Origin of the sequence: Brevibacterium ammoniilyticum (assembly GCF_038429965.1) — a bacterium.
Lineage (GTDB): Bacteria > Actinomycetota > Actinomycetes > Actinomycetales > Brevibacteriaceae > Brevibacterium > Brevibacterium ammoniilyticum.
Genome location: NZ_BAABNP010000012.1, coordinates 80,371 through 106,788 on the forward strand (window position 1 = coordinate 80,371; position 26,418 = coordinate 106,788).

Genomic DNA, 26,418 nt, shown 5'->3' on the forward strand with positions numbered 1-26,418 from the left:
ATCACGTGACTTATCTCCGGTACCCCCACGTCCAGGGCGAGACGATCGCCTTCACCGCCGACGACGACGTCTGGCTCTCCCCCGTGGCGGGCGGGCGCGCGTGGCGTCTGACCGCCGATCATGCTCCGGTCCGCTCCCCGCGCATCTCCCCCGACGGTCGGTACGTCGCGTACGTGTCCTTCACGGACGGCCATCCCGAGCTCATGCTCGCCGAGGCGGCCACCGGGTCCCGGCGTCGGCTCACCTGGCTCGGGGCGAGTGCGACGACGATGCTCGGCTGGGCCGACGAGAGCCACATCCTCATCGGCTCGAACGCCGGCGAGGCCGAGGTCCGCGACCACGTCGTCAAGCGGGTGAGCATCGACGGTGAGGTCGAACGCCTGAGCTGGGGTCGTGCCTCGGGGTTCGCCCGCCATCATTCGGGGGTCACGGCGCTCTCGACGCCGTTCTCCCGTCCGCCCGCACACTGGAAGCGCTACCGGGGTGGGACCGCGCCGAGGCTGTGGCTCGACCGCGCCGGCGACGAGTCCGGGACCGGCGCGCAGTGGGAGCGGCTGCTGCGCGACGACGAGGCCTCGCTGACGGATCCGCTGTGGATCGGCGACTCCCTCGTCTTCACCTCGGACCGGGCCGCGACCTTCCCCGACCATGCCGATGAGCAGGCGAACCTGTGGATCATCGACGGGCTCGCCGCGCGTTCGTCCGCGTCGCCGGAGCCCCGGCAGCTCACCCACCAGAGCGAGGCCGAGGGCTATGTCCGGGACGCGACGAGCGACGGGACGCGGATCGTGTGGCACTCCCGTGGGGAGATCAAGGTCCTCGACAGCCTCGACGGTGAGGTCCGCACCCTCGACGTCGTCCTTCCCGGCACGCAGGTGCAGCCGGTCAGCCTCGATCCCGAGACCCGCCTCGGCGACATCGCCCCGGACTTCGGCGGCAACGCCTCGGTCGTCGAATGGCGGGGCAAGGCGTTCCACCTCGCCCACCGCGAAGGTCCGGCCAGGGCGCTGGCAGCGGACTCCTCGGTGCGGGTGCGGCTGCCCGTCGTGCTCGGGCGCACGGGACTGGCCGCCTACGTCACCGATGCCGAGGGCGAGGATGCGATCGAGGTCCGCGGCATCGAGGGCGGACAGCCGCCTCGGCGGATCGGGGCGGGGGCGCTGGGACGGGTGCTCGCGATGACGGCCGACCCGGCCGGGAAGGTGATCGCGACGATCTCCCACGACGGGACCGTGCGCCTCATCGAGGTCTCCGGCGGCAAGAGCCGGGTCGTCGGGCATTCGGGGTTCGGGGAGGCGCACAGTCCGCGGTTCTCCCCCGACGGACGGTATCTCGTGTGGTCGGAGCCGACGCAGGGCGAGGAGCAGCTGGCCCGCCTCATGATCGCCGAGGTGAAGTCCGATGATCCGGGTGCGGCGCTGACGACGGGAAAGTTCAACGACTTCTCGCCGGCGTTCACCAGGGACGGGAAGTACGTCGTCTTCCTCTCCGACCGCACCTTCGATCCCGCGTACAACCAGCATTCGTTCGACCTCTCCTTCAACGGGGTGACGAGGCCGTGGCTGCTGCCGCTCTCGGCCGTCGATCCCGCGCCCTTCGGTCCGAGCACCGCCGGCTGGGCGATCAGCGAGCTCACCGATGAGGCCAAGGACTCCGCGGCGAAGGACTCCCGATCCAAGGACAAGGAGGCGGTGACCACGGTCGACGTCGACCTCGAGGGCGCCGAGGAGCGGATCGTGCCGTTCCCCGTCTCCTCGGCGGTGTTCCGGGATCTCGAATCCGCCGACGGCGGTGTGCTGTGGATGCGCACGGGCGATGCCGAGGACGGGGAGATCGGGGACAAGCACTCCGGGGACACCGGGGACAAACCCGCCGAGGTCGTCCAGTTCTTCGACTTCGCCAAGCGCAAGCTCGTCACCGTCGTCGAGAAGGCCGAGGGCTACGCGGTCTCCGGCAACGGCAAGCTCATCGTCGTCCGCGACGGGCAGGACGTCTCGGTGCGGCCGGCGAACCGCAAGGTCGAGGCCGATGACGATGAGCTCGTCACGGTCGACCTGACCCGCCTGCGCTTCGAACTCGATCAGCGGGCCGAATGGCTGCAGATGTTCGAGGAGAACGCCCGCCTCATGCGCGACCACTACTGGCGCGCCGATATGAACGGCGTCGACTGGCAGGGGGTGACCCTGCGGTGGCGGGCCGTGGCGGCGAAGGCGCTCACCCACGACGACCTCGTCGACATCCTCTGGGAGACCGGGGGCGAGCTCAACACCTCGCATGCCTACGTCACCCCGCCGAAGCCGCTCGGCGATGAGTCGAAGAGGCTCGGCTTCCTCGGCGCGGATCTCGCCCGGACGGAGGCGGGCTGGGAGATCGTGCGCATCCTCCCCGGGGAGACGAGCGAACCGGCGGCCAGATCGCCGCTGCGCCAGGCCGGGGTCGGCGCGCAGGCAGGGGATGTCATCGTCGCGGTCAACGGGCAGCCGGTCGAGGCCGATCACGGTCCGGCGCCGCTGCTGATCGGGGCGGCGGACACGATCGTCGAACTCACCCTGCGGCGCGGACGCAAGGAGCGCACGGTGGCCGTGGTGCCGGTCAAGTCCGAGGAGAAGCTGCGCTATCAGGACTGGGTGCGCTCACGCCGGGAGTACGTCGCGGAGAAGTCGGGCGGTCGGGTCGGCTACGTCCACATCCCCGACATGATGGCCGGCGGGTGGGCGCAGCTGCACCGCGACATCCGGCAGGCGATGGCCGCCGAGGGCGTCATCGCCGATGTCCGGTTCAACCGCGGCGGGCACACGAGTGCGCTCGTCGCCGAGCGATTCGCCGACCGGATCATCGCGTGGAACTCAGCCCGCAGCTACGACGAGATGGTCGCCGACCCGGAGAACACCCGGCGGGGTCCCGTCGTCTTCCTCGCCAACGAGTTCTCCGGCTCCGACGGCGACATCATCAACGCGCGCGTGCAGGCGAAGGGCATCGGCCCGGTCATCGGTGTGCGCACGTGGGGCGGGGTCGTCGGCATCGACGGCCGGTACGACCTCGTCGACGGGACCGGGGTGACGCAGCCCCGGTATGCGTTCTGGCTCGAGGGCAAGGAGTGGGGTGTGGAGAACTACGGCGTCGAGCCCGACATCGAGGTCGAGCACGATCCGTCCCAGCTCTTCGCCGCCGACGATCCGCAGCTCGATCGGGGCATCGCCGAGGTGCTCGCCGCCCTCGAGGACACCCCCGCGGTCACCGCTCCCGACCTCCCCGAACCGCGCGTGCGGACCCGCCGGAAGGGCGCGGCCGTCTGAGGAGGAAGTTTCGGACCCGCAGTGACGATTTCGCACGCAATAATCGTCACTGCGGGTCCGAAACTCCGTTGGCCTGGCGCCGTTCAGCGCTGGTCGACCGGGGCGAGCGCCCAGAGGCCGAAGGCGAGGAGCACGAAGCCGGGGATGACCCCGGCGAGGACCGGGGTGAACGCGGGTGCGGAGACGAAGTACGCGAGGAATCCGGCGACGCCCAGCAGCGTGACGACGATGGCGAGCACGTGGAATCGGCGAAGCCTGAACAGGTACCCGAGTGCGAAGAAGTGCGTGCCGACGACGACGGAGACCCATGCGACGCCGAGCTCCGGATACCCGAGACCAGAGAGCAGCTTCGCTCCGCCGAAGAGGGCGAGCGCTTCGACGGCGACGATGATCCAGTAGCTGCGGGAGAACGGGTTGGCGCCCGCGGGCCTGGGGCGTCCCCGGCGGCGGCCGAGGCTGCGAAACGCGAGGAACAGGATCCCCGCGAATGCCGCGATCCCGAGGACGAGGACTGCGATCCGCCCGAACGTCGAGAAGCCTGCGCTGTTGACGATGAGGAACACGAGTCCGAAGGCACCGCCGATGAGCGAGCCGATCTCAGCGCCGTCGGCGGGCTGCGGCGGGACCTCTGACCCTGTGTTGGCAGGCACGGTCGGGGCCGCCTCGGTGACGTGAGGGTAGTGCGGGGGTTCAGGGGGCTGAGGTTGTGGGGGCTGTGGGGATTGGGTCATGGTCGGCTCCTGGGGGTACGGCTGTCAGTGGGGAATCGGTAGAGGAGGTAGAGGTATCCGTCGTCGGTGGCGAGCACCGATGCGAGGTCGAGGGGGATCGGCGGATCGCAAGCGGGGCCGTGGACGATGCGGGTGCCCGCCCCGCCGACGATCTCGGGGGAACGGGTGAGGCAGAGTTCGTCGACGCCGCCGGCGCGGATGAGCTCGGCGAAGACGCTGGGACCTCCTTCGCAGACGATCCGGTGGAAGCCGCGGGCCCGGAGGTCGAGGAGAGCCGTGGAGAGGTCGACGGATTCGACTCCGGCGACGATCACCTCGGCGACCTCAGCGGCCTTCGCCCGCGCCTCGGCGGGAGAGGATTCCGAGGTGATGACGATCGTTCGCGCCCACTCGGGAGCGTCGGTGAACAGCGGCGAGGTGAAGTCGAGGGCGAGGCTGTCGCTGATGACGGCGATGGGGGCGGTCGGACTGCGGCCGGTTCTCAGCGCGCGCCACCGGGGGTCGTCCTCGGCGGGACCGTACTCCTCGGTGCGCGCCGTGCCCGCGCCGACGACGATGACATCGGCGAGCGCCCGGTTGAGCGCGAAGACGGCACGGTCGGTGTCGTTGCCGAGCCCGCCGGCCCTACCGGAGACGGTCGCGGCCCCGTCGACGGAGGAGACGAAGATCGCGCGGACCCAGGACTCGGCCTCGGCGGGGAATGCGAACGCCTCGGGCAGGCTCAGCCGATCCGGATACCCCGGGAGGATCCGCGCCACGGTCGGGGTCGTGCCCATGTCCGTCTCGCCGTCGGCCCGCTCAGCTCTGGTTCGGCGTCCCCAGCACCGAGGCGGGGTCGTCGAGGAAGTCCTGGGTCGGGACGAAGAAGAGGCCGCCGGTCACCGCCGTCGAGAAGTCGAGGATCCGGTCGTGGGTGGCGTCGCCGTGGCCCAAGAACATGTGCTCGAGCATCGTCTCCGTGACCGCCGGATCGGCGGCGTAGCCGATGAAGTAGGTGCCGAAGTCACCGGATTCGACGGAGCCGAAGACCATGTTATCGCGCACGATCTTCTGTTCCTTCCCGTCAGGGCCGGTGATCGTGTTGAGGATGACGTGCGAGTCCGGTGCCTTGTCCGCATCGGGGATCTCGATGTCGGAGAGCTTGTGCCGGCCGATCGCGGCCTGCTGCTCCTCGACGGTGATCGAGTTCCACTTCGGGAGGTCGTGGAGGTACTTCTGGACGACGACGTAGCTGCTGCCGGCGAAGTCGGGATCCTCGTCGCCGACGAAGACGGAGTCGACGGCGAGCTGGTCCTCGGGGTTCGCGGTGCCGTCGACGAAGCCGAGGATGTCGCGCTGGTCGAAGTAGCGGAAGGCATGGACCTCGTCGACGACGTCGACGGACTCGGAGATCTGGTTGATGAGCTGCCGGGCGAGCTCGAAGCTCATGTCGGTGCGCTGGGACCGGATGTGGAAGAGGAGGTCGCCGGGGGTCGAGGGGGCGACGTTCGCTCCGCCCCTGAGTTCCTTGAACGGGTGGAGCTTCGCCGGGCGCTTGCCGGGGAAGAGGCGGTCCCAGAGGTCGGAGCCGATGCCGGTGACGCACGAGAGGCCCGCGGCCTTCGCACGGAAGCCGACGGCGCGGATGACGCCGCCGATCCCGCCGAGGAAGTCGCGGATGGCGTCCTCGGCACCGGGCTTGACGGTGACGACGACGAAGACGGCGGAGGGTGCCGGGGGTTCGAGGACGTGCTGGGGGCTGGCTGCGCTCGGGGGTGATGCGTACTGGAAGGTCACTGATCCGTCTCCTTTTCCGCGGCTCATGGTGGGGAGTGAGCCGGACGACAATCGTCCTTGGTCGGTCAGTATACGCGGAGAGGACTGCTTCCACATGGACAGCGACCGAAGATATCCGCGCGCACTCGCTCGGCGCACCGATGACGGCATCGTCGCAGGTGACGAGTGCGCTCCGGTTCCCGGGTCAGTGGCGGAAGGCTCCCAGGACCGGTGGCTAGACTGACCCGCATCGACGACGACGGACCGGCACCGACGTCGAACTTTCCAGACGGACACGATTCGGCAACCGAGGCGGAACCGGCAGTCGCCGCGGACTCAGAGGTCGACGAGCCCTGGCAGGCGACGAGAGGAAGGAGCGCGATGGCCCAGAACAGCGCGATCCGCGTCAAGCGGATCTACGAGGATCCGAGCCCTGACGACGGCGCGCGCATCCTCGTCGATCGGCTGTGGCCGCGCGGGGTGAGCAAGGAGCGCGCCGACCTCACCGAGTGGCTCAAGGACGTCGCCCCGTCGACGGACCTGCGGAAGTGGTACTCCCACGATCCGGCGAAGTTCGATGAGTTCTCCCGCCGCTACCGTGCCGAGCTCGGCGACGACGAGCACGCTAAGGCGTACGCGCAGCTGCGCGACTACGCTTCGACAGGCACGCTCACCCTGCTCACCGCCTCGAAGGACGTCGAGATCAGTGAGGCAGCCGTGCTCGAGCGTGTGCTCGTCGGGGATCCGAGCTTCGTCGCCTCACCTCCTCTTCCTTCCCCTGACCAGTCACAGCGGCCCTGAGCTCGACAGCCGCAGCGACGAGAGCTCCGTTGCCGTCCGCAGGAGTCCCGTCAGGGAGGACAAGCGTGTCCTCGAGCCCGATCCGAGTATCCATTCCCCACGCGAAGGCGAGCCGAAGCATCGGCCAGGCATGTTCGTCCTCTCCGTGGAGGAGAACGGGAAGACCCGGCTCTCGCGCGATGACGCCGTCGGCGAGCTGGCGCGCCGCAACTTCGGCGAGCGACCCCGTACCTGCGTCCGCAAGCCCCGACCCTGCCTGGATCTCGACGAGTGCTCTCAGGCACGCCGAACGGTGAGGGGAAGCAACCCAGGCTGCAAGGCCCTCGGTGTGCCAGATGCCGGCCTCGATGCCGATTCCGCGTTTCCTCAAAAGGGCGGCCACGTCGTCGGCACCCTCCTCATGCCAGTTGAGGGAGACGAAGTCGGGCAGCACGGTCCACGAGGCGATCGCCGCAAGCCGATCGGCCACAGCCGGCGCCGCCCACGCTCCGGAGGTCACCCCGACGGGTACACCCGGGCATGCTTGTCGCATCGCGACGACGAAACGATCGAGGTCGACACCGCGAAGGCTGTCGCGGCCGTCCGTCGATTTCGGGTGGACGTGGACAGCTTCGGCACCGGCGGCGATTCCGGCGGCCGCTTCGGCAGCGGCGATGATCGGATCGGGCGAGATGCGGACATGATCGGACGGAGTCCTCGGACCGTTGACGCATACCTTGATCATGCGCTCACGTTAGGCCGCGGTCCTGACATGGACTCGGCCGAGTCAGCCCCAAGGTCTAAGATCTCGACATGGACCTCGAATGGGAGCAGATCGTCGTCGATGCCTCAGATCCGCATGCGCTCGGCCGCTGGTGGGCCGAGGCGCTCGGCTGGGTGGTCGTCGACGAGAACGACGACGAGATCGAGATCAGGCCGAGCCCCGATCGCCTGCCCGGACTCCTGTTCGGTCGGGATCCCGGTGGGAAGGTGGTGAAGAACCGCCTGCACCCTGATTTCCGGCCCAGGGATCAGGCCGCCGAGGTGGCCCGCCTCCTCGACCTCGGAGCGCGCCGTGCCGATGTCGGACAGACCGGGGACGAACCGTGGGTCGTCCTCGCCGATCCCGAAGGCAATGAGTTCTGCATCCTCTCCTCACGGAGGTGACAATGGCGCGCACGACGCGCACACGGGCGCCTCAGAATACGACGCCCCAGACGATGAGCGCGACGACGACGAGGCCCACGAGCGTCCACACACTGCCGAAGTTGATCGTCCACCCCACGCCGAACCGCTTCGGAACGAGAAAGGCCGTGTCACGCGGACAGAAATAGAAGAGGCCGTACTTCCAGTTCGCATCGTCCTCGCGGAGCTCACGCTTCTCTTCGGCACTGAGCTGACTCATCTGCGATCGTCCTCCTGACTGTCGAATTCGAAAGGGCAATCGTCGCTCGCACCGAGCACCGCCTCGGCGAGGACAACGACCCCTGTCGTCAGGCTACACCTGCGAAACCGACGCCGAAATTTTATTGGACACCAGTGTCCAATATGTTCTAGGCTCGCAGCATGGGCAGACGGAAGGCGTTCGACGAACAGGCGGTGATCGACTCGGCGATCGCCGTATTCAGCGAGCACGGATACGCCGGAACCGATGTCGGCCTCGTCTGCGAACGGGCGAACATCGGTCGCTCGAGCTTCTACAACACCTTCGACAGCCTCGACGCGGTCTTCCTCCGGGCCCTGCGCGACTACACCGCCACCGGCATCCCGGCGCGCGAGCACCTGCTCACCAGCAGTCTCCCCGCACCGGCGCTGCTCTTCGAACGCCTCGGCGGGGAACTTGAGAAGCAGTGCGCGGATGAACGGCGCATCGGATGCCTCTCGGCGAACACGGCCGCCGAGCTCGGACGCGAGGTCGACGCCGTCTGCACGATCCTCGACCCCGACCGGGCCGCATGGCTCGAGACCTACCGGACCCTCATCACCCGAGGTCAGGCCGATGGCCACATCCGTGACGACCTCGACCCCAAGTCGACGGGAGAACTCGTCCAGAGCGTGCTCGCCGGGCTCCGGGTCTCCGCCCGCGTCATGCCCGCCGAGGACGTTGATGCCCAAGCCCGCACCTTCGTCGCCGCGCTGTGCACCCCGGCCGGCGCCGAAACGTTCTGACCCGGCGGGACCGCCACAGCACCCGCCGGCCGCCTCCATCTGTACTTCCACTGTGCTGCCTGCCTCCACGGCCGACGCGCGCACACCCGCACCACCCACTCGAGGAGATCTGAGCTCATGACGTCACCGCCCACCGGCACGACCGCCTCGGCGACCGAGGATCCATCGGCACGACCCCGCGTCCCCGCGCAGGTCTACCTGCTCGCCGCCGTGATCTTCTGCCTCGGCACCTCAGAGTTCATGATCGCCGGTCTCCTCGAACCGATCAGCGCCGACCTCGGCGTCTCGATCCCCGAAGCGGGCCTGCTCATCACGGGATTCGCCGTGGGCATGATCGTCGGGGCACCCGCGATGGCGCTGCTCACGCTCAAACTGCCGCGCCGGGCGACGATGATCATCACGGTGATCGCGTTCTCAGCGCTCCACATCCTCGGCGCCCTCGCCCCGAACTACCCGATCCTCATGCTCAGCCGCGTCCTCGCCGCGGTCGCGTGCGGTGGGTTCTGGGCGGTCGCGGCCGTGCACACGACCCGCATCGCCCGGCCCGAGGTCCACGGTCGAGCGCTGGCCAGCCTCGTCGGGGGGCTCACCGTCGCCAACCTCGTCGGCGTGCCCCTGGGCACGTGGATCGGCACGGAGTTCGGCTGGCGGGCGACGTTCTGGGCGATCGCCGGGGTCACCGCCCTGGCCGCCGTCCTCATCGCCGTCGTCACCCGGCCTGAGGTCGATCGGGACTCCTTCGCCGAGGCGGCCGACCGTTCCCCCGTCCACCTCCCCACCCTCGTGCGGGCCGAACTCGCCGCGTTCAAGGGTCCGCGGATCTGGCTGGCGCTGACCACCACGGCCCTGTTCCAGGCATCGGTGTTCGCGGCGTTCTCGTACTTCTCGCCCCTGCTCACGCGGGTCGCGGGGGTCTCGCCTGACTTCGTGCCCGCTGTGCTCGCGGCGTTCGGCGTGGGCGCCTTCATCGGGGTCGTCGTGGACGGTCGGCTGGCCGATCGGAGCGTGTTCGGCAACATCGTCGGCAGCCTCATAGCACTGGCGGTGAGTCTCCTGGCGCTGTGGTTCGTCGCCGGCGTCGGTTGGGCGGCGATCGTGGTCATCGTGCTCATCGGCGCGAGCGGATTCTCGATCGCCGGCGCCCTCAACGCCCGAGTGTTCCAGATCGCCACCGAGGCACCCACCCTGGCCGCGAGCGTCAACACGTCCGCGTTCAACGTCGGCAACGCTCTCGGCCCGGCTGCTGGGGCCGCGGTCATCGCGCTCGGTTGGGGATTCCGTGCCCCGGTCGTCGTCGCGGTCCTCCTCGCCGTCGTCGCTCTCCTTGTCGCGGCCGTGGCCATCCGGGTCGAGCGTGCGTGGAAGCGAGCCACCGAGGAGCACCGGCTCACCGCGTGCGGGGTGAACTGACGAGCGGTGGCGGCTGCCTGGCGATGTCGGCTGACGGGCGAGGCGGCCGATGGACGCTCGTCCCGTGTCAGTGGCGAGTCTCGTGTCAGTGGCGAGTGCCATCATTGAAGGACAAACATCGGAGCGGGAACCGGAAGGGGCGAAAGAGTTTCGAGAAACTTTCGAAAAGTGTATTGACTGAGACGTTTCTATTCTTCTACTATTGATGTACTAGCTCATTCCATTCGACAGTCGCACCACTCTTCCCCGACAGTGTTGTCAGAGGCAGGTGAAACACAATGCGTGGCACTTCTGCTCCTCGGAGCAGAGATGACGGTTCCGGAGCCGAAGGCGTCCCTCCCGGCGCTTCAACCACGCAGTCCTATGCGCAGGAGTCGAACCTGCCCGAGCCGCCTGCCTCGTCGCGGTACACCCTGCGGGTCGGATCGAGCCTCACCGACCTCGGGCACGCAGCCTCTGCCGTCGACCAGGCCCACCTGAGGGTCTGCGAACTCACCGCCGGCATCGTCCTCGCGGAGGTCATCAACGACCTCGGCTTCGCCTATCCCGAAGACGGCTCTCCCTACAGGTTCGCCACGATCTCCGAATCGGTCCGCCGCTGTGTCGGTGAAGCAGGCCAGCGCAGTGCACAGAATGCGGGTGCGCAGAATACGGGTACACAGGCCGCGCAGCCACTGACGACGAACACGCAGACCACAGGCGCGCAGAACACGACCGGACCGAGCACGGACACGACGGCGGGCTCATCCGCTGACTCCTCCGCCGGCGCCGCATCCGCACCCGATTCCGCATCCGCATCCGCATCCGAGTGCGACGATCTCCCCGAGTTCCCCGCATTCTCCCTCGACACGAACTTCTCCGCCTGGGTCCACGAGCGGGTGCACAGCGAGCACATTCCCGGGGTCTCGGCGATCCTCGGGACCTCGTCGACGCGCTCCTATCGGCATCTCACGCAGGCGATGACCATCATCCACGGTCTGCCGCGCTTCGCGGCCCGTGTCCGCGCCGGAGAATTCACCCAGGCCCACGTCCTCACCGTTGCCGACCTCTGCCAGACCGTCGCCTTCCGCCACCTCCCTCGCCTCGACCTCCACCTCGCGACCCGCCGCAGCACGGTGACCAGCGATACCCTGCGGACCGCGCTCCGCAAGCTCATCCAGATGCTCCAGAAGCCCGAGGACCGCGCCGAGATCGCCTCCCAGCGACGCCGCGTCGACGTCGAAACCTTCGGAAACGGAACCGCGTGCCTCTCCGTGTTCGCCCCTGCCGACGAGATCCACGCCTGCTACGCCCGGGTTCAGGCCATGGCTCGCGCCATCCATGCCGGACAGTCGAACACCTTCAATCTCCCGGCCGGTGTCGAGATCATCGACGAACGCACCATCAGCGCGCTCATGTGCGACATGTTCCTTCGCCCGCAGCCCAAGCTGAGCATCCGGGTGCGGGAGATCGACCCCGTCACCGGCATCCAGAGTCAGCGCGAAGCCCCTCTGCTCGACGAGAACGGGGACCTGAGGTTCCACGAGGATGCCACCAGTGTGTCCGGACTCATCGATCTCCTCGACCCGAGTCCTGTTGGTGTCCCCGTCCCGAACGCAACTGGTCGCTCCGACCTGAACGCAGCTCGTCTCCCCGACCAGCGTCCGACCCATCTCTCCGACCCGAATTCGGCCGCTCGCCTCGACCGCACTCCAGCCGTGTCCGGGCCCGATCCGTCATCGACCCCTGTCCCAGATTCTCACTTCGCCGCAGAACCCCAACGCACCCCCGTACCGGGATCGACGGCGAACGCCGATGCCAGTGAACCCGGGCCGTCAGGAGAGGCGTTCTTCCCCGGCGCACGGCCCCAGCCGATCCCGATCGAGTATTCCGTCACGGCTGAGATGCCGACCACTCCCGAATGGATGAGGAACCAAGCGGCGGTGATCACGACCGTCCCGCTCATCTCGCTGACCGGCGACTCGGACCTGCCCGGAGTCCTTCCCGACGGATCGCCCATCCCCGCCGAGGTGGCACGCCGGATCGCCGCCGGATCGCCCTCCCTGACCCGGATCCTCACCGATCCGGCCACTGGAACCCCGATCGATGCCCAAGCGACGACGTACCCGATTCCCAAACCCGTCCGCAAGACGCTGATCGCCCAATGGGCAACCTGCTCGGTGCCCGGCTGTCGGCGACCAGCGGAGAAGTCCGAGATCGACCACGTCGATCCGTTCTTCCACGCGGATCCTCCCGCCGGCGGACTCACGCGCTTCGGCAACCTCCACCCGCTGTGCAAGAAGTGCCACTCGCTCAAGACCGCGCGGCGTTATGCGGTGCGGATGAGCGACACCGGGACGGCAACGAGCGCCGTGGAGTACGAATTCCCGCACGGCCTGATGACCACCGTCACCGCCCCGGATCAGCCCATCGACGTCGAACAGGCCCTCGAACTCTATGACCTCCTCGGAATGAAGCCGTGTCGGTGGGAGAGCCCTGACCACGCAGTTCCCGTCGATTGGTCGATCGTCGAGGTCTCTCCTACAGAGGAACTCGCCCACGAGCACGCCGAGCAGAGGAGACGCGAAGCCGAAACCGCGGCTCGCAGACAGCGCCTGGCCGAGATGAGCGAACGGTCAAAGGAAGCGAGGAACCGGCGCCGTCTCGAACAGCTGCTCGATTGGGAGCACGCGGAGTTCCCCGACGCCCTCCCGCCAGGAGCCGGCGCCGATGCCCACAGGGCTCTGCCGTGCGGGACGCGGAATCCTCTTGCGCCACTGTGCGAAGATCCGGATTCGACGGACTCACCGACGTGGATCGCACCGATGATCCTGGCCGAGACCGAACCTCCGCCCTGTTTCGAACGGTCCCGCATCGCCCCGCGACAGCTGCAGATCAGGCATTCACTGCGCGACCGGCTGACTCGGCGCATGAGGCGAGCGCTCGAGGTCAGGCGCACGACCGACGTGAGAAAAGCGTTCCGCGACTACTGGGAACATGACCTCGTCGATGATCCCCCGCCGTTCTGATCGGCTTCCCGCGCCCTGGGAACCCTCCGTCCCGGCACGCGTGCACCGGCCGTCCCAAAGAGGCGATGACCGCGACCCGTTCGGGCAGTCGGCCCGTTCAGGCATCGACCCGATCAGGCAGTCGGCATCGTTCGGCCGGCGCCCATGCCGTCAGTCGGCATCGACGGCCAGCGCCTGCGGCGAGGGCTCCCACAACTCGATCCGGTTGCCCTCGGGATCGGTCACCCAGCCGAAGCGGCCGATGCCCTCCATCTCCTGGATCTCGTCGTCGACGTCCGCCTCGGCGGCCTGGAGCTGTTCGAGCATCGCGTCGAGGTCGTCGACTCGGAAGTTGAGCATCGTCTGCTGCTGTCCGAAGCCTCCGTCGCGCGTGCCGAAGTAGTCGGTCTTCGCCTCGAAGGCCGCGACGACGGTCGGTCCTTCGGCCTGCCGCCACACGCCGTCGGTCGTGTCGATGCCGAGCATTTCCTGATACCACGCCGAGAGCGCCTCGGGATCGTCCGAGCGCAGGAAGTATCCGCCGATTCCGTTCACTCTCTCCATGCCGCCCACCCTATGCCGCGCATCGCCCGAGCGGAACCCGCAGTGACAATCGCCCCCGCAGAACCCTCCGTCACCTGCCCGAACCCTTCGTCGCCCGCCCGAACCCTTCGTCGCCCCGCGGAACCTCGCCACCGCCGACTCCACGTCCGCGCCCACACTGCGCTTCCACCTCGGCGATGTGGAATTCCGGAACGCCCTGCAGTGTTCCCGGAGAAGGGTGTACGTTTCCCGCGGGAGCCCCCACTCAGCGGTGTCCGGCTCTTCCACGCGGCACCTGGCACGCTGCACCCGGCACCATCGACATCGTGCGCGTCACCGCCCGCGCCCCAACAGCGAAAGGACGATCCATGAGCAGATTCGCCGTCACCAACGCCAACACCGGTGAGCTGGAGGAGGAGTTCCCCTCGGTCCCCGTCGAGGAGATCCCCGGCTACATCGACCGCGGTCACACGGCCTTCGAGACGTGGAAGGACACTCCGCTCATCGAACGCTCGGCAATCCTGCGCCGCTTCGCCGACCTCGTCGACGCCAACGCCGATGAGATGACCGACATCATCGGCCGTGAGATGGGCAAGCCGAAGCAGCAGGGCCTCGCCGAGGTGGACAAGGTCGCCCGCACCGCCCGCTGGTTCGCCGACCACGCCCACACCTACCTCAACCCGACCGAGCTGCCTGCAGCAGGCTCCGCCCGCAGCTACGTCCGCCACGACCCCCTCGGCGTTCTGCTGGGCATCATGCCGTGGAACTTCCCGTACAACCAGATCGCCCGCTTCGTCATCCCCAACCTCGTCGTCGGCAATGCGATCATCATGAAGCAGGCCTCGATCTGTCCGAAGTCGTCCCAGTACTTCGCCGACCTCCTCCTCGAAGCGGGCCTGCCCGAGGGCGTGTACCAGAACATCTACCTCGACAGCTCCCACGCCGAGGAGGTGCTCAAGGACCCGCGGGTCAAGGGCTTCTCGCTCACCGGGTCCGAAGGCGCAGGCGCCTCCGTCGCAGGGATCGCCGCGAAGTACCTCAAGCGCTCGGTCCTCGAACTCGGCGGCAACGACCCCCTCGTCGTCCTCGACTCGACCGATGTGCCGGCCCTGGCGAAGAAGGTCGTCGGCATCCGCCTGACGAACGCCGGCCAGGTGTGCACCTCACCCAAGCGCTTCATCGTCGTCGACGAACTCTACGACGAATTCCTCGCCGAGGCGACGAAGGCCGTCGAGGCGACGAAGGTCTCGACGTTCGACGACCCCGAGGTGGGGATGGGACCACTGTCCTCGGAGAGCGCTCGCGACGAGATCGTCGAAAGGATCGCCAAGGCCGTCGAGAACGGCGCGACCCTCCACACGGGCGGTGAGAAGCTCGACCGACCCGGCTGGTTCATGTCCCCGGCGCTGCTCACCGACATCGACCCGGATTCCGACCTCGGCTGCAACGAGCTCTTCGGCCCCGCCGTGATGATCTACCGCGCGAAGGACGAAGAGGACGCCCTGCGTCTGGCCAACCACTCCGACTACGGTCTGATGAGCTCGGTGTGGACCGACGACCTGGCCAAGGGCGAACGGTTCGCAGCGCGGATCAACGCCGGCATGAGCTTCGTCAACTCCCACATGGAGTCCGGTCCGGAATACCCCTTCGGCGGCATCAACCGCTCGGGCTACGGACGTGAGAACGCCCAATGGGCGCTGCGGGCGTTCACCAACGAACACCTCATCCGCATCCACGCCTGAGCCCCGGACGGCGCGGGGACGAGCATCCGCCTCACTCCCGCGCCGTCTGCAGGGTTCGAACCTCCTCGGCGACCGGTGCGCCGTCGCAGTCGAGACCGGCCGCGATGAGCTCCTCATAGTGGCCGATCTTCAACTCCAGCGCCGTCGACGCTCGCTCGATCTCGGCACGTTTCGCCGCGAGTCGCTCGCGGGCCCGTTCGAGCAGGGCGACACGGCGACCATGACTTGCCGCTCCCTCACCGAGGAGTGCGACGAACTCCTTCATCATCTCCGTCGTCATCCCGGTGTCGCGCAGCGCCGCCAACATGAGAACGAGGTCGCGCTCTCGCTCGCTGTAGCGCCGGTGCCCTGACGCACTCCTCCCGACGCGGGGCAGGATTCCCTCACGCTCGTACCATCGCAGCGTGTCCTGGCTCAGGCCCGTGAGTTCGGCGACGTCCGCGATGCTCGACGACTGTGTCTCTCTCATGTCCGTGAGACTAAACCCTGGAGTGGACTCCAGGTCAAGACCCGAGTCCGTCCTTGACCTGGAGTCCACTCCATTTCCTAGCCTCAGGTCAACGGCACCGAGCTGCAGGATCGGCCTGCGACCGTGCCCGAGATCTGAGGAGCTCAATGAAAGCCCTGACCGTCACCGACACCCGCACCGGACTCATCACCACCGATGTCCCTGTTCCCGAGCCCGGCCCGGACGAAGTCACCGTCGACGTCGAGTTCGCCGGGATCGGCATGATCGACGCCCTGTGGTCGTTCGGGAAGATGCCCTCGACTTCCGGATTCGTCCCCGGACTCGAGCTCGTGGGAACCGTCCGCGACACCGGATCAGACGTCGCGCACCTCACCCCAGGTCAGAGGGTCGCCGCGATTCCGCTGGGTGGTGCCTTCGCCGAGGTGGCTCTCGCCTCCGCGGCGCTCGTCACCGCTCTCCCCGACGACCTCGACCCCGTTCTCGCGTCGGTTGTGCCCATCAACACCGTCACCGCCCATCTCGCGCTGACCACGGTTGCCCGGTTCTCACCAGGGGAGACAGTCCTCGTCCACGCCGGGGTCGGCGGATTGGGGTCGCAGTTCGCCGAGGTGGCCCGTGCCCTCGGGGCCGGAGACATCGCTGCCGTCGTCGGCACTCCTGAGAAAGCAGATCTCGCTCGAACGCTCGGCTATGCCGATGTGTGGCTGCGGACCGCGCTGCGGGAGATCCCGCATGACGCCTTCGACCTCGTCATCGATCCCGTCGGCGGTGCCGCAACGGAGACCGCGTTCTCCCTGCTCCGATCCGGCGGGCGCCTCATCCGTGTCGGCAATGCCTCGCAGGCCGACGATGTCTCTCTGAGTTCGATGACCCACTGGCTTGAGAACAAGACCACCGCCGGTTTCAACGTCGGCGCATGGCTCGGCGCGAACCCTGATGCCGGAACCCGTTCGCTGCGGTGGGCGCTCGACGCAGTGGCGCAGGGAGCTGTCACGGTGTCACTCACCGAGGTCGTCACACCTGAGGGAATCAACGCGGCGCTCTCATCGCTCCTGCACGGGGAGACGACGGGCAAGCTCTCCGTCGACATGAGCGATCTCTCCTCCTGAGTGAGTCCTCGCTGCGGAGTCCCCGACACAGCCGGCGGCGCAGACACTTGCATTTTCAACAATCTGAATTGCCGTCAAACGGTAGACACCCCACCTCGGCGGTGCCACACTGAACACCCACCCACAGGGGCCCGACCCATAGCTCCACGGGGGTTCGCCCCACTGTCGAGAAAGGTCAGCACATGTCAGAGAACACGAACGAATCCGGTTCGGTCACCGCATCCGAAGCGGCCCGCATCATGGCGGATCCGAACGCCACCGAGGAGGAGCGCTCGGTCGCGGCGAGTGTCCTCCGCCAGTCCGACGGCCGCGGTGGGGAGACCAGCGCGTGGGTCGCCTCGGAAGCAGGCGACCTCACCCGCGACGGGGAGACCGAGGACGTCCGCTCCGTGGCCGCGAGCGACCTCTCGCAGGCCGACAGGGAACGCGACGAGAACTCCTGAGATACCCTCGAGCCGACACCGCAGCTCAACCGACACCACACCTCCGGCCGACAGCGAATCCCTCGCTGTCGGCCGGAGCCGTCTGCCCCCTGTGCCACCGCAGCCGACGACCGGACCTGCAGTTACGATGAAGGCCAGCGCCGTCGAACCGGAGGACCTATGAACGCCGACCGACTCGACACCGACGTCGTCGCCGGACACATCGCCGTCCGCGGTGCCCGCGAGCACAACCTCCGCACCGTCGACGTCGACATCCCCCGCGACACCGTCGTCGCCTTCACCGGGATCTCCGGGTCGGGGAAGTCCTCACTCGCCTTCGGCACGATCTACACCCAGTCCCGGCAGCGCTACCTCGAATCCGTCGCCCCCTACGCCCGGCGCCTCATCGACCAGGGATCGGCACCCCACGTCCGCATCATCACCGGCCTGCCGCCCGCAGTCGCCCTCCAACAGCAGCAGTCGGGCAGCACCCGCTCGACCGTCGGCACCGTCTCCCGGGTCTCGAACGTCCTGCGCATGCTCTACTCCCGGTCGGGCACCTACCCCGAGGGCTACCGGCCCGCCGATCTCGCCGGCACGTTCCCCCGCGACGCCGCCCCCCTCGATTCCGACAGCTTCTCACCCAACACCGCCGTCGGCGCCTGCCGGACCTGTTCGGGAATGGGCCGACTCCTCCAGGTCGACGAAGACCGCCTCGTCGGGGACCCGCACCTGAGCATCGACGACGGCGCGATCGTCGCGTGGCCGGGCGCCTTCGGCGGGAAGAACAACCGCCGGGTGCTGCGCGACCTCGGCATCGACATCGACGTCCCCTTCGACTCCCTGCCCGAATCCACCCGGCAGTGGGTGCTCACCACCGACGAGCAGCCCACGATCGTCGTCGCCGAAGGCTACAAGGGCACCTACATGAGCCCGAAGCGCTGGGTCGAGCACACCTTCGCCGACTCCCAGTCCGCGCGGATGCGCGCAACCGCCGTCTCCTTCATGACCGACAGGCTCTGCCCCACCTGCCACGGCAAACGTCTCAATCCCGAGGCCCTGGCCGTGACGATCGCCGGCATCGACATCGCCGAGGCGGCCCGTCTGCCGCTGACCGGACTCGTCGCGTTCCTCACCAGCGCCCGCACCCATCCGGCCACCGCTGAACTCTCCGTCGAACGCAACCAGGCCGCGCAGTCCCTCATCGACGTCCTCATCGACCAGCTCGGCACGCTCATCGACCTCGGCCTCGGCTATCTCGAGGTCGCCCGGCCCACATCGACGCTGTCGAGCGGCGAGCTCAAACGCCTGCACCTGGCCACCCAGCTGCGCAGCGGGCTCTTCGGGGTCCTCTACGTCCTCGACGAACCCTCAGCCGGACTCCATCCCGCCGACCTCGAGCTCCTCCTCGGCGCCCTGCGTCGACTCCAGGACGACGGCAACACGGTCTTCGTCGTCGAGCACAGCGCCCCCGTCATCCGCGCCGCCGACTGGATCGTCGACCTCGGCCCCGGCGCGGGCCGCTACGGTGGGCGGGTCCTCTACAACGGACCCGCGGACGGTCTGGGTGAGGTCGCCGAATCCGTCACCGCGGCCTATCTCGGCCCGGTGCCGCCCCTGCCGCCGGGACCGGGGGAGCCCCGCCGCCTCGATGAGCGGATCGGACTCCACGGCATCACCGGTCACAACCTCTCCCACGTCGACATCGAGCTCCCGCTCCACGCGTTCACCGCGATCACCGGGGTCTCGGGGTCGGGCAAGACCTCCGTCCTCACCGCCCTCGCCGACGCTGTCCGTGCCTCCCTCAACCGCGCCGAGGTGGTGGCCGACGAGGAGCGGAACCCGCAGTCGGTCGAGATCGCCGAGGAGATCTCCCAGGGGGTGCCCGTCTGGGATCTCGGCAACGACACCCTCGTGACCGCCTCGACGACGGGCCTGGAGGCGATCGACCGTGTCATCGTCGTCGATCAGAAGCCCATCGGGCGTACTTCGCGGTCGACGCTGGCGACCTACACCGGCCTCTTCGACACGGTCCGCCGGCTCTACGCCGCCCAACCCGGTGCGAAGGAACGGCGCTTCGGCGTCGGGCGCTTCTCCTTCAACCAGCCCGAGGGCCGGTGTCCCACCTGCCTCGGTGACGGCGTGGTGAGCATCGAACTGCTCTTCATGCCCACGGAGACCGCGCCGTGCCCTGTGTGCCACGGCAAGCGCTACAACCCGGAGACCCTCGAGGTCACCTACCGGGAGAAGACCATCGCCGACGTGCTCGCGATGACCGTCGACGATGCCGCGGAGTTCTTAGCCGACGTGCCCACGGCCGCGAAGATCCTCACGCTGCTGACGAACATCGGCCTCGGCTACGTCAGTCTCGGCCAGAGCGCCCCCACTCTCTCCGGCGGGGAGGCGCAGCGGATCAAACTCGTCTCCGAACTCCATCGTTCGGCCCGCGGCCACAGCCTCTACATCCTCGACGAACCGACCACGGGCCTCCACCCCTCCGACATCGACATGCTCATCGGTCAGCTCCAGCTCCTCGTCGAGGCGGGCAACACCGTCGTCATCGCCGACCACGACCTGCGGACCCTGAGCATCGTCGACTGGATCATCGACATGGGACCCGGAGCCGGGGACGACGGCGGCCAGGTGGTGGCGACGGACACGCCGACCGATCTGCGGTCGCGCACGCACAGCCTCACAGGAGCCCACCTCGCTGAGGCCTTCGCCCGCCGAGGCGGGAGCTGAGTCCTCAGGCCACCGGCGCGTCGGCGTAGAGTGCGGTGACCAGCGGCGCGAGTTCGGGGATCTCGCGCGCTTCGGCGAGGGCCTCTTCGAGCACACGGTCGTGCGTGGGCCGAGCCGCCTCGAGCAGCGTCTCCCCGGCCGCGGTGAGCTCGGTGTAGATGCCGCGCCGGTCGTCGGCGCAGAGGATCCGCGTGAGCAGCCCGCGGTCTTCGAGACGGGTGACGAGTCGAGTCGTCGCACTCGAGGACAGCGCCGCCGCCCGAGCGAGCTGACGCATCCGCATATGCCAGCCGTCCTGCCTGCTCAGGGCGTCGAGGACGGTGAATTCGACGACAGAGAGTCCGTGCTCGCGGGCCAGGCTGCGTTCGAGTTCGGTGTCGATGAGGCCGTGCAGGGCCGCGAGTGTGCGCCAGCCTCGGGCTCGGATCTCGACCGCGTCGTCCCTGATTCCCACGTGTTCCTCCTCGGTGATCGTCTTCGACCATCATACACCACTTGCGCGGATAGGCCGCGTGTGCAATCATCTATATCGATGCGTCTGCAACTACTGTGTACGCCGCCTATTGCGGACGCACCCATAATCTGGCCCGTATTGCGCCTCGACCCGGGGCAGCCCGCGGGCTTCACACGCACACATCGAAAAGGATCCTCCATGCCTCTTGCACTGCTTGCCCTCGCCATCGGCGGGTTCGGCATCGGACTCACGGAGTTCGTCATCATGGGCCTGCTGCCCGAGGTGGCCGCCGACTTCGCGGTCACCGAAACCGTCGCCGGCTACCTCATCTCCGGCTACGCTCTGGCCGTCGCCCTCGGCGCCATCCTCATCACCGTGGCTCTCACGCGGGTCGACCGGAAGACGGCGCTCATCGGGCTCATGGTCCTCTTCATCCTCGGCAATGCGCTCTCAGCGCTGGCACCGAGCTACGAGATGATGATGATCGGCCGGATCGTCGCGGCCCTGTGCCACGGCGCGTTCTTCGGCATCGGCTCCGTCGTCGCCGCGAGCCTCGTCGCCCCGAACCGTCAGGCCGCCGCCATCGCCATGATGTTCGCGGGCCTGACCAGCGCCAACGTCCTCGGCGTTCCCCTCGGCACGTTCCTCGGCCAGGCCGCGGGCTGGCGCTCGACGTTCTGGGCGATCGCCGCCATCGGCGTCGTCGCCCTCATCGGCATCGTCACCCTCATCCCGAAGGACACGGCGCGGGCGCATTCGACCGGCAGCATCCTCGGCGAGTTCCGGATCTTCCGCTCACCTCAGGTGTGGGCCTCGATCCTCATCACGATCCTCGGCTACGGCGGCATGTTCGGCGCGTTCACCTACATGGCGTTCACCCTCACCGGCGTCTCCGGCTTCGCCGCCACGACGGTGCCGTGGCTGCTCGTCCTCTTCGGCGTCGGCCTCTTCGTCGGCAACTTCCTCGGCGGAAAGGCCGCCGACCGGAATCTGGGGACGACCCTGCTTGTGCTGCTCATCGGCCTCATCGTCATTCTCGCCGTGTTCTCGCAGGTGGCAGGCTCACAGATCGCGACGATCCTGGCCCTCGTCCTCATGGGCGGCTTCGGCTTCGCGACCGTCCCCGCACTCCAGATGCGCATCATGGGTCATTCCCAGCACGCACAGACGCTCGGTTCGGGAGCGAACATCGCGGCCTTCAACGTCGGCAACGCGTTCGGTGCGTGGATCGGGGGCCTGACGATCGCGGCCGGCTTCGGCTACGCGTCACCGCTGTGGGCCGGTGCCCTCGTCACCCTCGCAGGCCTCGTCGTCTTCCTCATCGCCGGTCTTTCCCGTGGCGGGGAGCTGCGTCGTCCGGCGGCTGTGCCGACGGAACCCGCCGAGGCGGTCGTCTGATCAGGCTTCGACCCGGATCGCCTGGGCGGCGTCGAGAGCGAGTTCGAAGGCCTCCCCGCCGACGTTGACTCCGATCGCCGAGGCGGCCGGGTTGACGCTCGTCACCTGCAGTCGGGTGCCGAGGACGATCCCCCGGTCCGTGAGGTACCGGAGCAGCTCCGGGGAACGGTCGGAGACGCGGACGACGACGGCATCGGCACCGGGAGTCACCTCGGCGAGCGACCGATTGGGGCGGGCGTCGGTGCGGCCCTCGGTGTCAGGGATGGGGTCGCCGTGCGGATCGAGGGTCGGACCGCCGAGGACCGCATCCATGCGGGCGAGCACGAGGTCGGAGACGGTGTGCTCGAGCCGATCCGCCTCACTGTGGACCTGATCCCAGGTCAGACCGAGCTTCTCGACGAGGTAGGTCTCGACGATGCGATGGCGCCGCACGATCTCGATGGCGATCTCCTGACCGCGCGGGGTCAGGGCGATTCGCCCGTAGGGCTCGTAGTCGATGTAGCCGTCGCGCGCGAGCCTGCCGAGGTTCGCCGAAACGGTCGAGGCCGTCACACCCAGCTGATCGGCGAGGTCGGTCGTCGTGGGCCGACCTCCCGGCCATTCGTAGGCCTTCCAGATCAGGGTGACGTAGTCCTCGACCATGCGGGTGACGGATGGACGTGGCATCGTCGTCATTGTACGCGCGTCGCCCCCGGCATGACCGCCTCGGCGACAAGGAGTGACCATGTGGTGACTGTCTCGGACGGATGCAGCGGACATGCGACCCCCTGATGGTTCAGGCTCAGGGGAGCAGGTCGGCGGATCGTCCGACGCAGCTCGGCCCGATTCGAGGGGCATCGGGCCGGTGCTCCTCCCCTAAGGATTCCAGAATGCGCCGGGGGCTCGCGATGTGTCTACGCACAACTGAGATTCAGACGCATCCAACAATTGCGGCGCTCCGGGACCGCTTCCGAGGACCGACGCGGGCGGTGCGGCCGAGTTCAGACCGTGTCGCCGGCCTCAGACCGTGTCGCCGACGCGGGGTGCGTCGGTCATCTCCACCTGGTCCTCGGGCTTGCGGATGAAGAACGCGAGGACGACGGGCACGAGCGCGATGATCGAAGCGAGCAGGAACGCATTGTGCGCCCCCGGGGCTCCCGCCTCGGCGACGCTGAGTCCGCGTGCCTGTCCCGAATGCAGGGCCGAGGAGTAGATCGAGATGAGCAGCGCGGTTCCCGCGGCACCGGCAACCTGCTGGAGGGTGTTGAGTGCGGCCGAACCGTGTGAGTAGAGGTGACGGTCGAGGGAGCCGAGCGAGGCGGAGAACAGCGGAGTGAACGAGCCCGCCAGGCCGAGCGACATCCCGATCTGGATGATGATGAGCACCCAGATCGGCGTGCCGATTCCGACGTTCGAGTACGCGAACATCGCCGAGGCGATGAGGATCGTGCCGGGGATGAGCAGTGTTCGCGGGCCTTTGGCGTCATAGATCCGACCCATCACCGGCCCGAGCAGGCCCATGAGGACCGAACCGGGCAGGAGGACGAGACCCGACTGCGTCGCGTTGAGACCGACCACGGACTGCAGGTAGAGCGGCAGGAGGGAGAACGTGCCGAACATCGACAGTGCAACGACGGCCATGATGATGACTGACAGCAGATAGTTCCGGGAACTGAACACGCGCAGGTCGAGCAGCGCCCGATCGGTCCGGATGAGCACGAGCTGACGCCACACGAAGAGCCCGAGGAAGACGAGGCCGCCGGCGATCGCCCCCCAGGCCAGTCCCGCACCCGCACCGCCGGCAGCGCCTTCGCCGCCGAACTGGCTGAGGCCGAAGACGATGCTGCCGAAGGCGAATGCCGAGAGGATGATCGAGACGACGTCGATCGGGGCGCGAGTGGTCTCGCCGAGGTTGGTCATCCACTTCGCACCGAAGCCGAGGGCGATGAGGCCGATGGGCAGGACGATGCCGAAGAGCCAGCGCCAGCCGAGGGAGTCGAGCACGATGCCCGACATCGTCGGTCCGATCGCCGGAGCCAGAGAGATGACAAGGCCGACCCGACCCATCATCCGTCCCCGCGAGTGCGGGGGGACGACGTTCATCATCGTCGTCATGAGCAGCGGCATCATGATGCCCGTGCCGCCGGCCTGGACGACACGGCCGACGAGGAGCATCCCGAACCCGGGAGCGAGCAGGCAGATGAGCGTGCCGGCGCTGAAGAGGATCATCGCGGTGAGGAAGATCTGCCGGGTCGTGAACCGCTGCAGCAGGAAGCCGGTGGTCGGGATGACGACGGCCATCGTGAGCATGAAGGCGCTCGTCAGCCACTGCCCGAGCTCGGGCGGGATGTGGAGCGAGCGGTTGAGTTCGGGGATCGCGATCGCCATCGTCGTCTCGTTGAGGATCGCGACGAACGCCGCGACGAGGAGCAGCCAGATCACCCGCATGCCGGCGGGATCGATGGTGTCCTCACGCGAGGCGGGTGAGGCAGCGAGGTTCTTGTCGCTCGACAAGGCGGATCTCCGATCGGAAGAAGTGGTCAGTTGCCGCCGACGACGCAGGATTCCACGCAGACACAGCACACAACGGCGTGTGAGTTCGGCTTTATTCCGGCAGCAGAGGAAATTCTCCCATACTTCTCCTTCCCGGCTCCTTGCCGATGGCTCGTCCTCGGCTGCCCGATTCCCCGTCCTCCGCTCCAGGCTCGCACACGGCACGGACACGGAATCTTTCCTCCCTCCTCGGCGTTGGCACGGACATGGCAGACATGGACAGCACACAGGTCGAGTTCGGACTCGACACCTTCGGAGCCCTCACCGAGGACAGCAACGGCGAGCTCATCACCCATGCGCAGACGGTGCGCGACATCGTCGACGACGCCGTCCTCGCCGATTCGGTGGGCCTGGACTTCTTCGGGGTCGGTGAGCATCATCGCCCCGACTTCGCGGTCTCGAGCCCGGAGATGGTGCTCGCGGCGATCGCGGGCCGTACGGAGCGGATCCGCTTGGGCTCGGCGGTCACGGTGCTCAGCTCGGATGACCCGGTGCGGGTCTTCGAGCGCTTCGCGACCCTCGACGCGGTCTCGAACGGACGCGCGGAGATCGTCGCGGGACGCGGATCGTTCATCGAATCGTTCCCGCTCTTCGGCTACGACCTCAGCGACTACGAGGTCCTCTTCGAGGAGAAGCTCGAACTGCTCGCGAAGCTCCTGCGCGAACAGCCCGTGACGTGGCAGGGCACGACGCGTTCGGCGCTGTCGAACCAGCAGGTGTTCCCCTCGACCGAGAAGCCGATGCCTGCGTGGGTGGGTGTCGGCGGCAGCCCCGAATCGGTGGTGCGCACCGCGAAGTACGGGTTCAACCTCTTCCTCGCGATCATCGGCGGCGAGCCCGAGCGGTTCGCCCCCTACATCGACCTGTTCCATCGCGCCCAGGACGAGTACGGCATCGAGCACCGGCCCATCGCCGTCCACTCGCCGGGCCTCGTCGCCGAGACCGACGAACTCGCCCGCGAGATCGTCGAACCCGGTTGGACCGCGATGCGCAGGCGGATGGGTCGCGAACGCGGATGGCCGCCGCCGCAGCCCGGAGACTTCGAGGCCGAGATCGAGACAGGCGCCCTCTACGTCGGTGCCCCGGAGACGGTGGCGGCGAAGATCGCGAAGACCGTCACGGCTCTCGGCATCGACCGCTTCGACCTCAAGTACGACCAGAGTCAGGTCACCCACGAGACGAGGCAGACCTCGATCGGCCTCTACGGTGAGAGAGTCGTCCCGATGGTCAAGGACATGCTCGCCGACAGCTGACCAGCGAGGGGCCCGGCATCCCACGAGCCTTCTGCTCATTGCCGCCCAGTGCGAAAGTCGATATCCTGGCGGGGTATGAGTGCACTCGGTCATGGTCGCGCATTGCGCGCCCGGGAGGACGGCAGACGTCGTTCCGGGCGCTCGTCGCGCATGGTCCTCTTCCTCATCGCGGCACTGACGATGACCGCCGGACTCCTCGCGCTTCCCCATGCCGGGGAGATGTCCGACGCGATGCAGTCGTCGGGCGCCGCGTCTGAGATGAGTCATGAGGGGATGGCCGACGCCTCCGGCTCAGCGGCCGCCTCGGCGAACGACTGCGCGGACATGCCGTGCACCGGTGACCACGATCCGCTCACACCCTGCATCGTCGTGCTCATGTGCACGATCGCCGCGATCATCCTCAGCCTGCTCCGGCCGCGATCCCGCGCCGGCATGATCCGCATCGCCCGCAGTGAGCTGCCGAGCTCGCGGACACCCTTGCCGCCGATTCCGGCACCCCCGGATTCGCTCGCTCCCCGTCTCACCGTTCTCTCCATCAGTCGGACGTAGACCGTCCCAACGTCGCCTTCCCCGACGTTCTCGATCACGTTCATCAGCGACCGCTGACCGACCCAGGCCCCGCTTCG

The 26,418-nt window shown here is 68.0% G+C and carries 23 protein-coding genes; 13 read left to right on the forward strand and 10 right to left on the reverse strand.

Annotated features, from left to right (window positions below; genetic code table 11):
• Positions 1-5 precede the first annotated feature (5 nt).
• Entirely contained in the window at positions 6-3,296 is a 3,291-nt protein-coding gene (locus AAHA49_RS14030; RefSeq protein ID WP_342038712.1) for a S41 family peptidase, read from the forward strand.
• An 83-nt stretch (positions 3,297-3,379) separates the two neighbouring features.
• Here AAHA49_RS14030 and AAHA49_RS14035 read toward each other — a convergent pair whose 3' ends face one another.
• From AAHA49_RS14035 to AAHA49_RS14045, 3 genes are read right to left on the reverse strand one after another with little or no spacing between them, the layout of a single operon-like run.
• Positions 3,380-4,027, reverse strand: a complete 648-nt coding sequence (locus tag AAHA49_RS14035; protein WP_342038713.1) for a hypothetical protein — start codon at positions 4,025-4,027, stop codon at positions 3,380-3,382.
• Positions 4,024-4,803, reverse strand: coding sequence for a pyrimidine reductase family protein (locus AAHA49_RS14040; protein ID WP_342038714.1), 780 nt, complete (start codon positions 4,801-4,803; stop codon positions 4,024-4,026). The genes AAHA49_RS14035 and AAHA49_RS14040 overlap by 4 nt, the downstream gene beginning before the upstream one ends.
• Before the next feature lie 22 nt (positions 4,804-4,825).
• The gene (locus AAHA49_RS14045; protein WP_342038715.1) at positions 4,826-5,803 is read right to left on the reverse strand and encodes a Dyp-type peroxidase; all 978 of its coding nucleotides are present in this window, start codon (positions 5,801-5,803) and stop codon (positions 4,826-4,828) included.
• Positions 5,804-6,163: 360 nt separating this feature from the next.
• On the opposite strand from AAHA49_RS14045, the gene AAHA49_RS14050 reads away from it, so the two are divergent.
• Complete coding sequence (locus tag AAHA49_RS14050) at positions 6,164-6,583, forward strand: DUF488 domain-containing protein (RefSeq protein ID WP_342038716.1); 420 nt, start codon at positions 6,164-6,166, stop codon at positions 6,581-6,583.
• On the opposite strand, the gene AAHA49_RS14055 is transcribed toward AAHA49_RS14050, so the two are convergent.
• Positions 6,486-7,307 carry a 3-keto-5-aminohexanoate cleavage protein gene (locus AAHA49_RS14055; RefSeq protein ID WP_342038717.1) on the reverse strand — a complete coding sequence of 274 codons (822 nt, stop codon included), beginning with the start codon at positions 7,305-7,307 and terminating at the stop codon, positions 6,486-6,488. The genes AAHA49_RS14050 and AAHA49_RS14055 overlap by 98 nt on opposite strands.
• A 68-nt stretch (positions 7,308-7,375) precedes the next feature.
• On the opposite strand from AAHA49_RS14055, the gene AAHA49_RS14060 reads away from it, so the two are divergent.
• Entirely contained in the window at positions 7,376-7,729 is a 354-nt protein-coding gene (locus AAHA49_RS14060) for a VOC family protein (protein ID WP_342038718.1), read from the forward strand.
• Positions 7,730-7,760: 31 nt separating this feature from the next.
• On the opposite strand, the gene AAHA49_RS14065 is transcribed toward AAHA49_RS14060, so the two are convergent.
• Positions 7,761-7,967: a DUF5808 domain-containing protein gene (locus tag AAHA49_RS14065; protein WP_342038719.1), complete on the reverse strand. Its 207-nt coding sequence runs from the start codon at positions 7,965-7,967 to the stop codon at positions 7,761-7,763.
• A gap of 161 nt (positions 7,968-8,128) precedes the next feature.
• Between AAHA49_RS14065 and AAHA49_RS14070 the strand changes: the two genes are divergently transcribed.
• The 3 genes from AAHA49_RS14070 (at position 8,129) to AAHA49_RS14080 (ending at position 13,149) form a co-directional block, all read left to right on the forward strand.
• Positions 8,129-8,731, forward strand: coding sequence for a TetR/AcrR family transcriptional regulator (locus tag AAHA49_RS14070; RefSeq protein WP_342038720.1), 603 nt, complete (start codon positions 8,129-8,131; stop codon positions 8,729-8,731).
• Positions 8,732-8,848: 117 nt separating this feature from the next.
• Complete coding sequence (locus AAHA49_RS14075; protein ID WP_342038721.1) at positions 8,849-10,141, forward strand: Cmx/CmrA family chloramphenicol efflux MFS transporter; 1,293 nt, start codon at positions 8,849-8,851, stop codon at positions 10,139-10,141.
• 278 nt (positions 10,142-10,419) lie between these two features.
• The gene (locus tag AAHA49_RS14080; RefSeq protein ID WP_342038722.1) at positions 10,420-13,149 is read left to right on the forward strand and encodes a DUF222 domain-containing protein; all 2,730 of its coding nucleotides are present in this window, start codon (positions 10,420-10,422) and stop codon (positions 13,147-13,149) included.
• A gap of 150 nt (positions 13,150-13,299) precedes the next feature.
• Here AAHA49_RS14080 and AAHA49_RS14085 read toward each other — a convergent pair whose 3' ends face one another.
• Positions 13,300-13,692, reverse strand: coding sequence for a VOC family protein (locus AAHA49_RS14085; protein ID WP_342038723.1), 393 nt, complete (start codon positions 13,690-13,692; stop codon positions 13,300-13,302).
• 347 nt (positions 13,693-14,039) lie between these two features.
• On the opposite strand from AAHA49_RS14085, the gene AAHA49_RS14090 reads away from it, so the two are divergent.
• Positions 14,040-15,413, forward strand: a complete 1,374-nt coding sequence (locus tag AAHA49_RS14090; RefSeq protein WP_342038724.1) for an NAD-dependent succinate-semialdehyde dehydrogenase — start codon at positions 14,040-14,042, stop codon at positions 15,411-15,413.
• 31 nt (positions 15,414-15,444) lie between these two features.
• On the opposite strand, the gene AAHA49_RS14095 is transcribed toward AAHA49_RS14090, so the two are convergent.
• On the reverse strand, positions 15,445-15,951 hold the full coding sequence (locus AAHA49_RS14095; RefSeq protein WP_342038725.1) for a MerR family transcriptional regulator: 507 nt from the start codon (positions 15,949-15,951) through the stop codon (positions 15,445-15,447).
• A 77-nt stretch (positions 15,952-16,028) separates the two neighbouring features.
• On the opposite strand from AAHA49_RS14095, the gene AAHA49_RS14100 reads away from it, so the two are divergent.
• From AAHA49_RS14100 to AAHA49_RS14110, 3 genes are all read left to right on the forward strand, one after another.
• Positions 16,029-16,991 carry a quinone oxidoreductase family protein gene (locus tag AAHA49_RS14100; RefSeq protein WP_342038726.1) on the forward strand — a complete coding sequence of 321 codons (963 nt, stop codon included), beginning with the start codon at positions 16,029-16,031 and terminating at the stop codon, positions 16,989-16,991.
• Positions 16,992-17,173: 182 nt separating this feature from the next.
• Complete coding sequence (locus tag AAHA49_RS14105) at positions 17,174-17,434, forward strand: hypothetical protein (RefSeq protein WP_342038727.1); 261 nt, start codon at positions 17,174-17,176, stop codon at positions 17,432-17,434.
• A gap of 159 nt (positions 17,435-17,593) precedes the next feature.
• On the forward strand, positions 17,594-20,155 hold the full coding sequence (locus tag AAHA49_RS14110) for an excinuclease ABC subunit UvrA (protein WP_342038728.1): 2,562 nt from the start codon (positions 17,594-17,596) through the stop codon (positions 20,153-20,155).
• A gap of 4 nt (positions 20,156-20,159) precedes the next feature.
• On the opposite strand, the gene AAHA49_RS14115 is transcribed toward AAHA49_RS14110, so the two are convergent.
• A complete protein-coding gene (locus AAHA49_RS14115; protein WP_342038729.1) occupies positions 20,160-20,609 on the reverse strand; it encodes a MarR family winged helix-turn-helix transcriptional regulator in 450 nt (149 codons plus the stop codon).
• Between the two features lie 198 nt (positions 20,610-20,807).
• Here AAHA49_RS14115 and AAHA49_RS14120 point away from each other — a divergent pair, with 198 nt between their 5' ends.
• Positions 20,808-22,007, forward strand: coding sequence for an MFS transporter (locus tag AAHA49_RS14120; RefSeq protein WP_342038730.1), 1,200 nt, complete (start codon positions 20,808-20,810; stop codon positions 22,005-22,007).
• On the opposite strand, the gene AAHA49_RS14125 is transcribed toward AAHA49_RS14120, so the two are convergent.
• Complete coding sequence (locus AAHA49_RS14125; protein WP_342038731.1) at positions 22,008-22,673, reverse strand: metal-dependent transcriptional regulator; 666 nt, start codon at positions 22,671-22,673, stop codon at positions 22,008-22,010.
• Between the two features lie 333 nt (positions 22,674-23,006).
• On the reverse strand, positions 23,007-24,434 hold the full coding sequence (locus AAHA49_RS14130; protein WP_339391536.1) for a DHA2 family efflux MFS transporter permease subunit: 1,428 nt from the start codon (positions 24,432-24,434) through the stop codon (positions 23,007-23,009).
• A gap of 320 nt (positions 24,435-24,754) precedes the next feature.
• Here AAHA49_RS14130 and AAHA49_RS14135 point away from each other — a divergent pair, with 320 nt between their 5' ends.
• Both AAHA49_RS14135 and AAHA49_RS14140 read left to right on the forward strand, forming a co-directional pair.
• A complete protein-coding gene (locus AAHA49_RS14135) occupies positions 24,755-25,792 on the forward strand; it encodes an Atu2307/SP_0267 family LLM class monooxygenase (RefSeq protein ID WP_342038732.1) in 1,038 nt (345 codons plus the stop codon).
• 75 nt (positions 25,793-25,867) lie between these two features.
• Entirely contained in the window at positions 25,868-26,341 is a 474-nt protein-coding gene (locus tag AAHA49_RS14140; protein ID WP_342038733.1) for a hypothetical protein, read from the forward strand.
• Positions 26,342-26,418 lie beyond the last annotated feature (77 nt).

Bases quoted from the DNA above. Each gene is read 5' to 3' on its own strand.
- AAHA49_RS14090 (WP_342038724.1), top strand. From the start codon at position 14,040: ATGAGCAGATTCGCCGTCACCAACGCCAACACCGGTGAGCTGGAGGAG.
- AAHA49_RS14055 (WP_342038717.1), bottom strand. From the start codon at position 7,307: ATGATCAAGGTATGCGTCAACGGTCCGAGGACTCCGTCCGATCATGTC.
- AAHA49_RS14075 (WP_342038721.1), top strand. From the start codon at position 8,849: ATGACGTCACCGCCCACCGGCACGACCGCCTCGGCGACCGAGGATCCA.
- AAHA49_RS14110 (WP_342038728.1), top strand. From the start codon at position 17,594: ATGAACGCCGACCGACTCGACACCGACGTCGTCGCCGGACACATCGCC.
- AAHA49_RS14050 (WP_342038716.1), top strand. From the start codon at position 6,164: ATGGCCCAGAACAGCGCGATCCGCGTCAAGCGGATCTACGAGGATCCG.
- AAHA49_RS14065 (WP_342038719.1), bottom strand. From the start codon at position 7,967: ATGAGTCAGCTCAGTGCCGAAGAGAAGCGTGAGCTCCGCGAGGACGAT.
- AAHA49_RS14035 (WP_342038713.1), bottom strand. From the start codon at position 4,027: ATGACCCAATCCCCACAGCCCCCACAACCTCAGCCCCCTGAACCCCCG.
- AAHA49_RS14135 (WP_342038732.1), top strand. From the start codon at position 24,755: ATGGACAGCACACAGGTCGAGTTCGGACTCGACACCTTCGGAGCCCTC.
- AAHA49_RS14040 (WP_342038714.1), bottom strand. From the start codon at position 4,803: ATGGGCACGACCCCGACCGTGGCGCGGATCCTCCCGGGGTATCCGGAT.
- AAHA49_RS14100 (WP_342038726.1), top strand. From the start codon at position 16,029: ATGAAAGCCCTGACCGTCACCGACACCCGCACCGGACTCATCACCACC.
- AAHA49_RS14130 (WP_339391536.1), bottom strand. From the start codon at position 24,434: ATGCGGGTGATCTGGCTGCTCCTCGTCGCGGCGTTCGTCGCGATCCTC.
- AAHA49_RS14080 (WP_342038722.1), top strand. From the start codon at position 10,420: ATGCGTGGCACTTCTGCTCCTCGGAGCAGAGATGACGGTTCCGGAGCC.
- AAHA49_RS14105 (WP_342038727.1), top strand. From the start codon at position 17,174: ATGTCAGAGAACACGAACGAATCCGGTTCGGTCACCGCATCCGAAGCG.
- AAHA49_RS14120 (WP_342038730.1), top strand. From the start codon at position 20,808: ATGCCTCTTGCACTGCTTGCCCTCGCCATCGGCGGGTTCGGCATCGGA.
- AAHA49_RS14140 (WP_342038733.1), top strand. From the start codon at position 25,868: ATGAGTGCACTCGGTCATGGTCGCGCATTGCGCGCCCGGGAGGACGGC.
- AAHA49_RS14085 (WP_342038723.1), bottom strand. From the start codon at position 13,692: ATGGAGAGAGTGAACGGAATCGGCGGATACTTCCTGCGCTCGGACGAT.
- AAHA49_RS14125 (WP_342038731.1), bottom strand. From the start codon at position 22,673: ATGCCACGTCCATCCGTCACCCGCATGGTCGAGGACTACGTCACCCTG.
- AAHA49_RS14070 (WP_342038720.1), top strand. From the start codon at position 8,129: ATGGGCAGACGGAAGGCGTTCGACGAACAGGCGGTGATCGACTCGGCG.
- AAHA49_RS14060 (WP_342038718.1), top strand. From the start codon at position 7,376: ATGGACCTCGAATGGGAGCAGATCGTCGTCGATGCCTCAGATCCGCAT.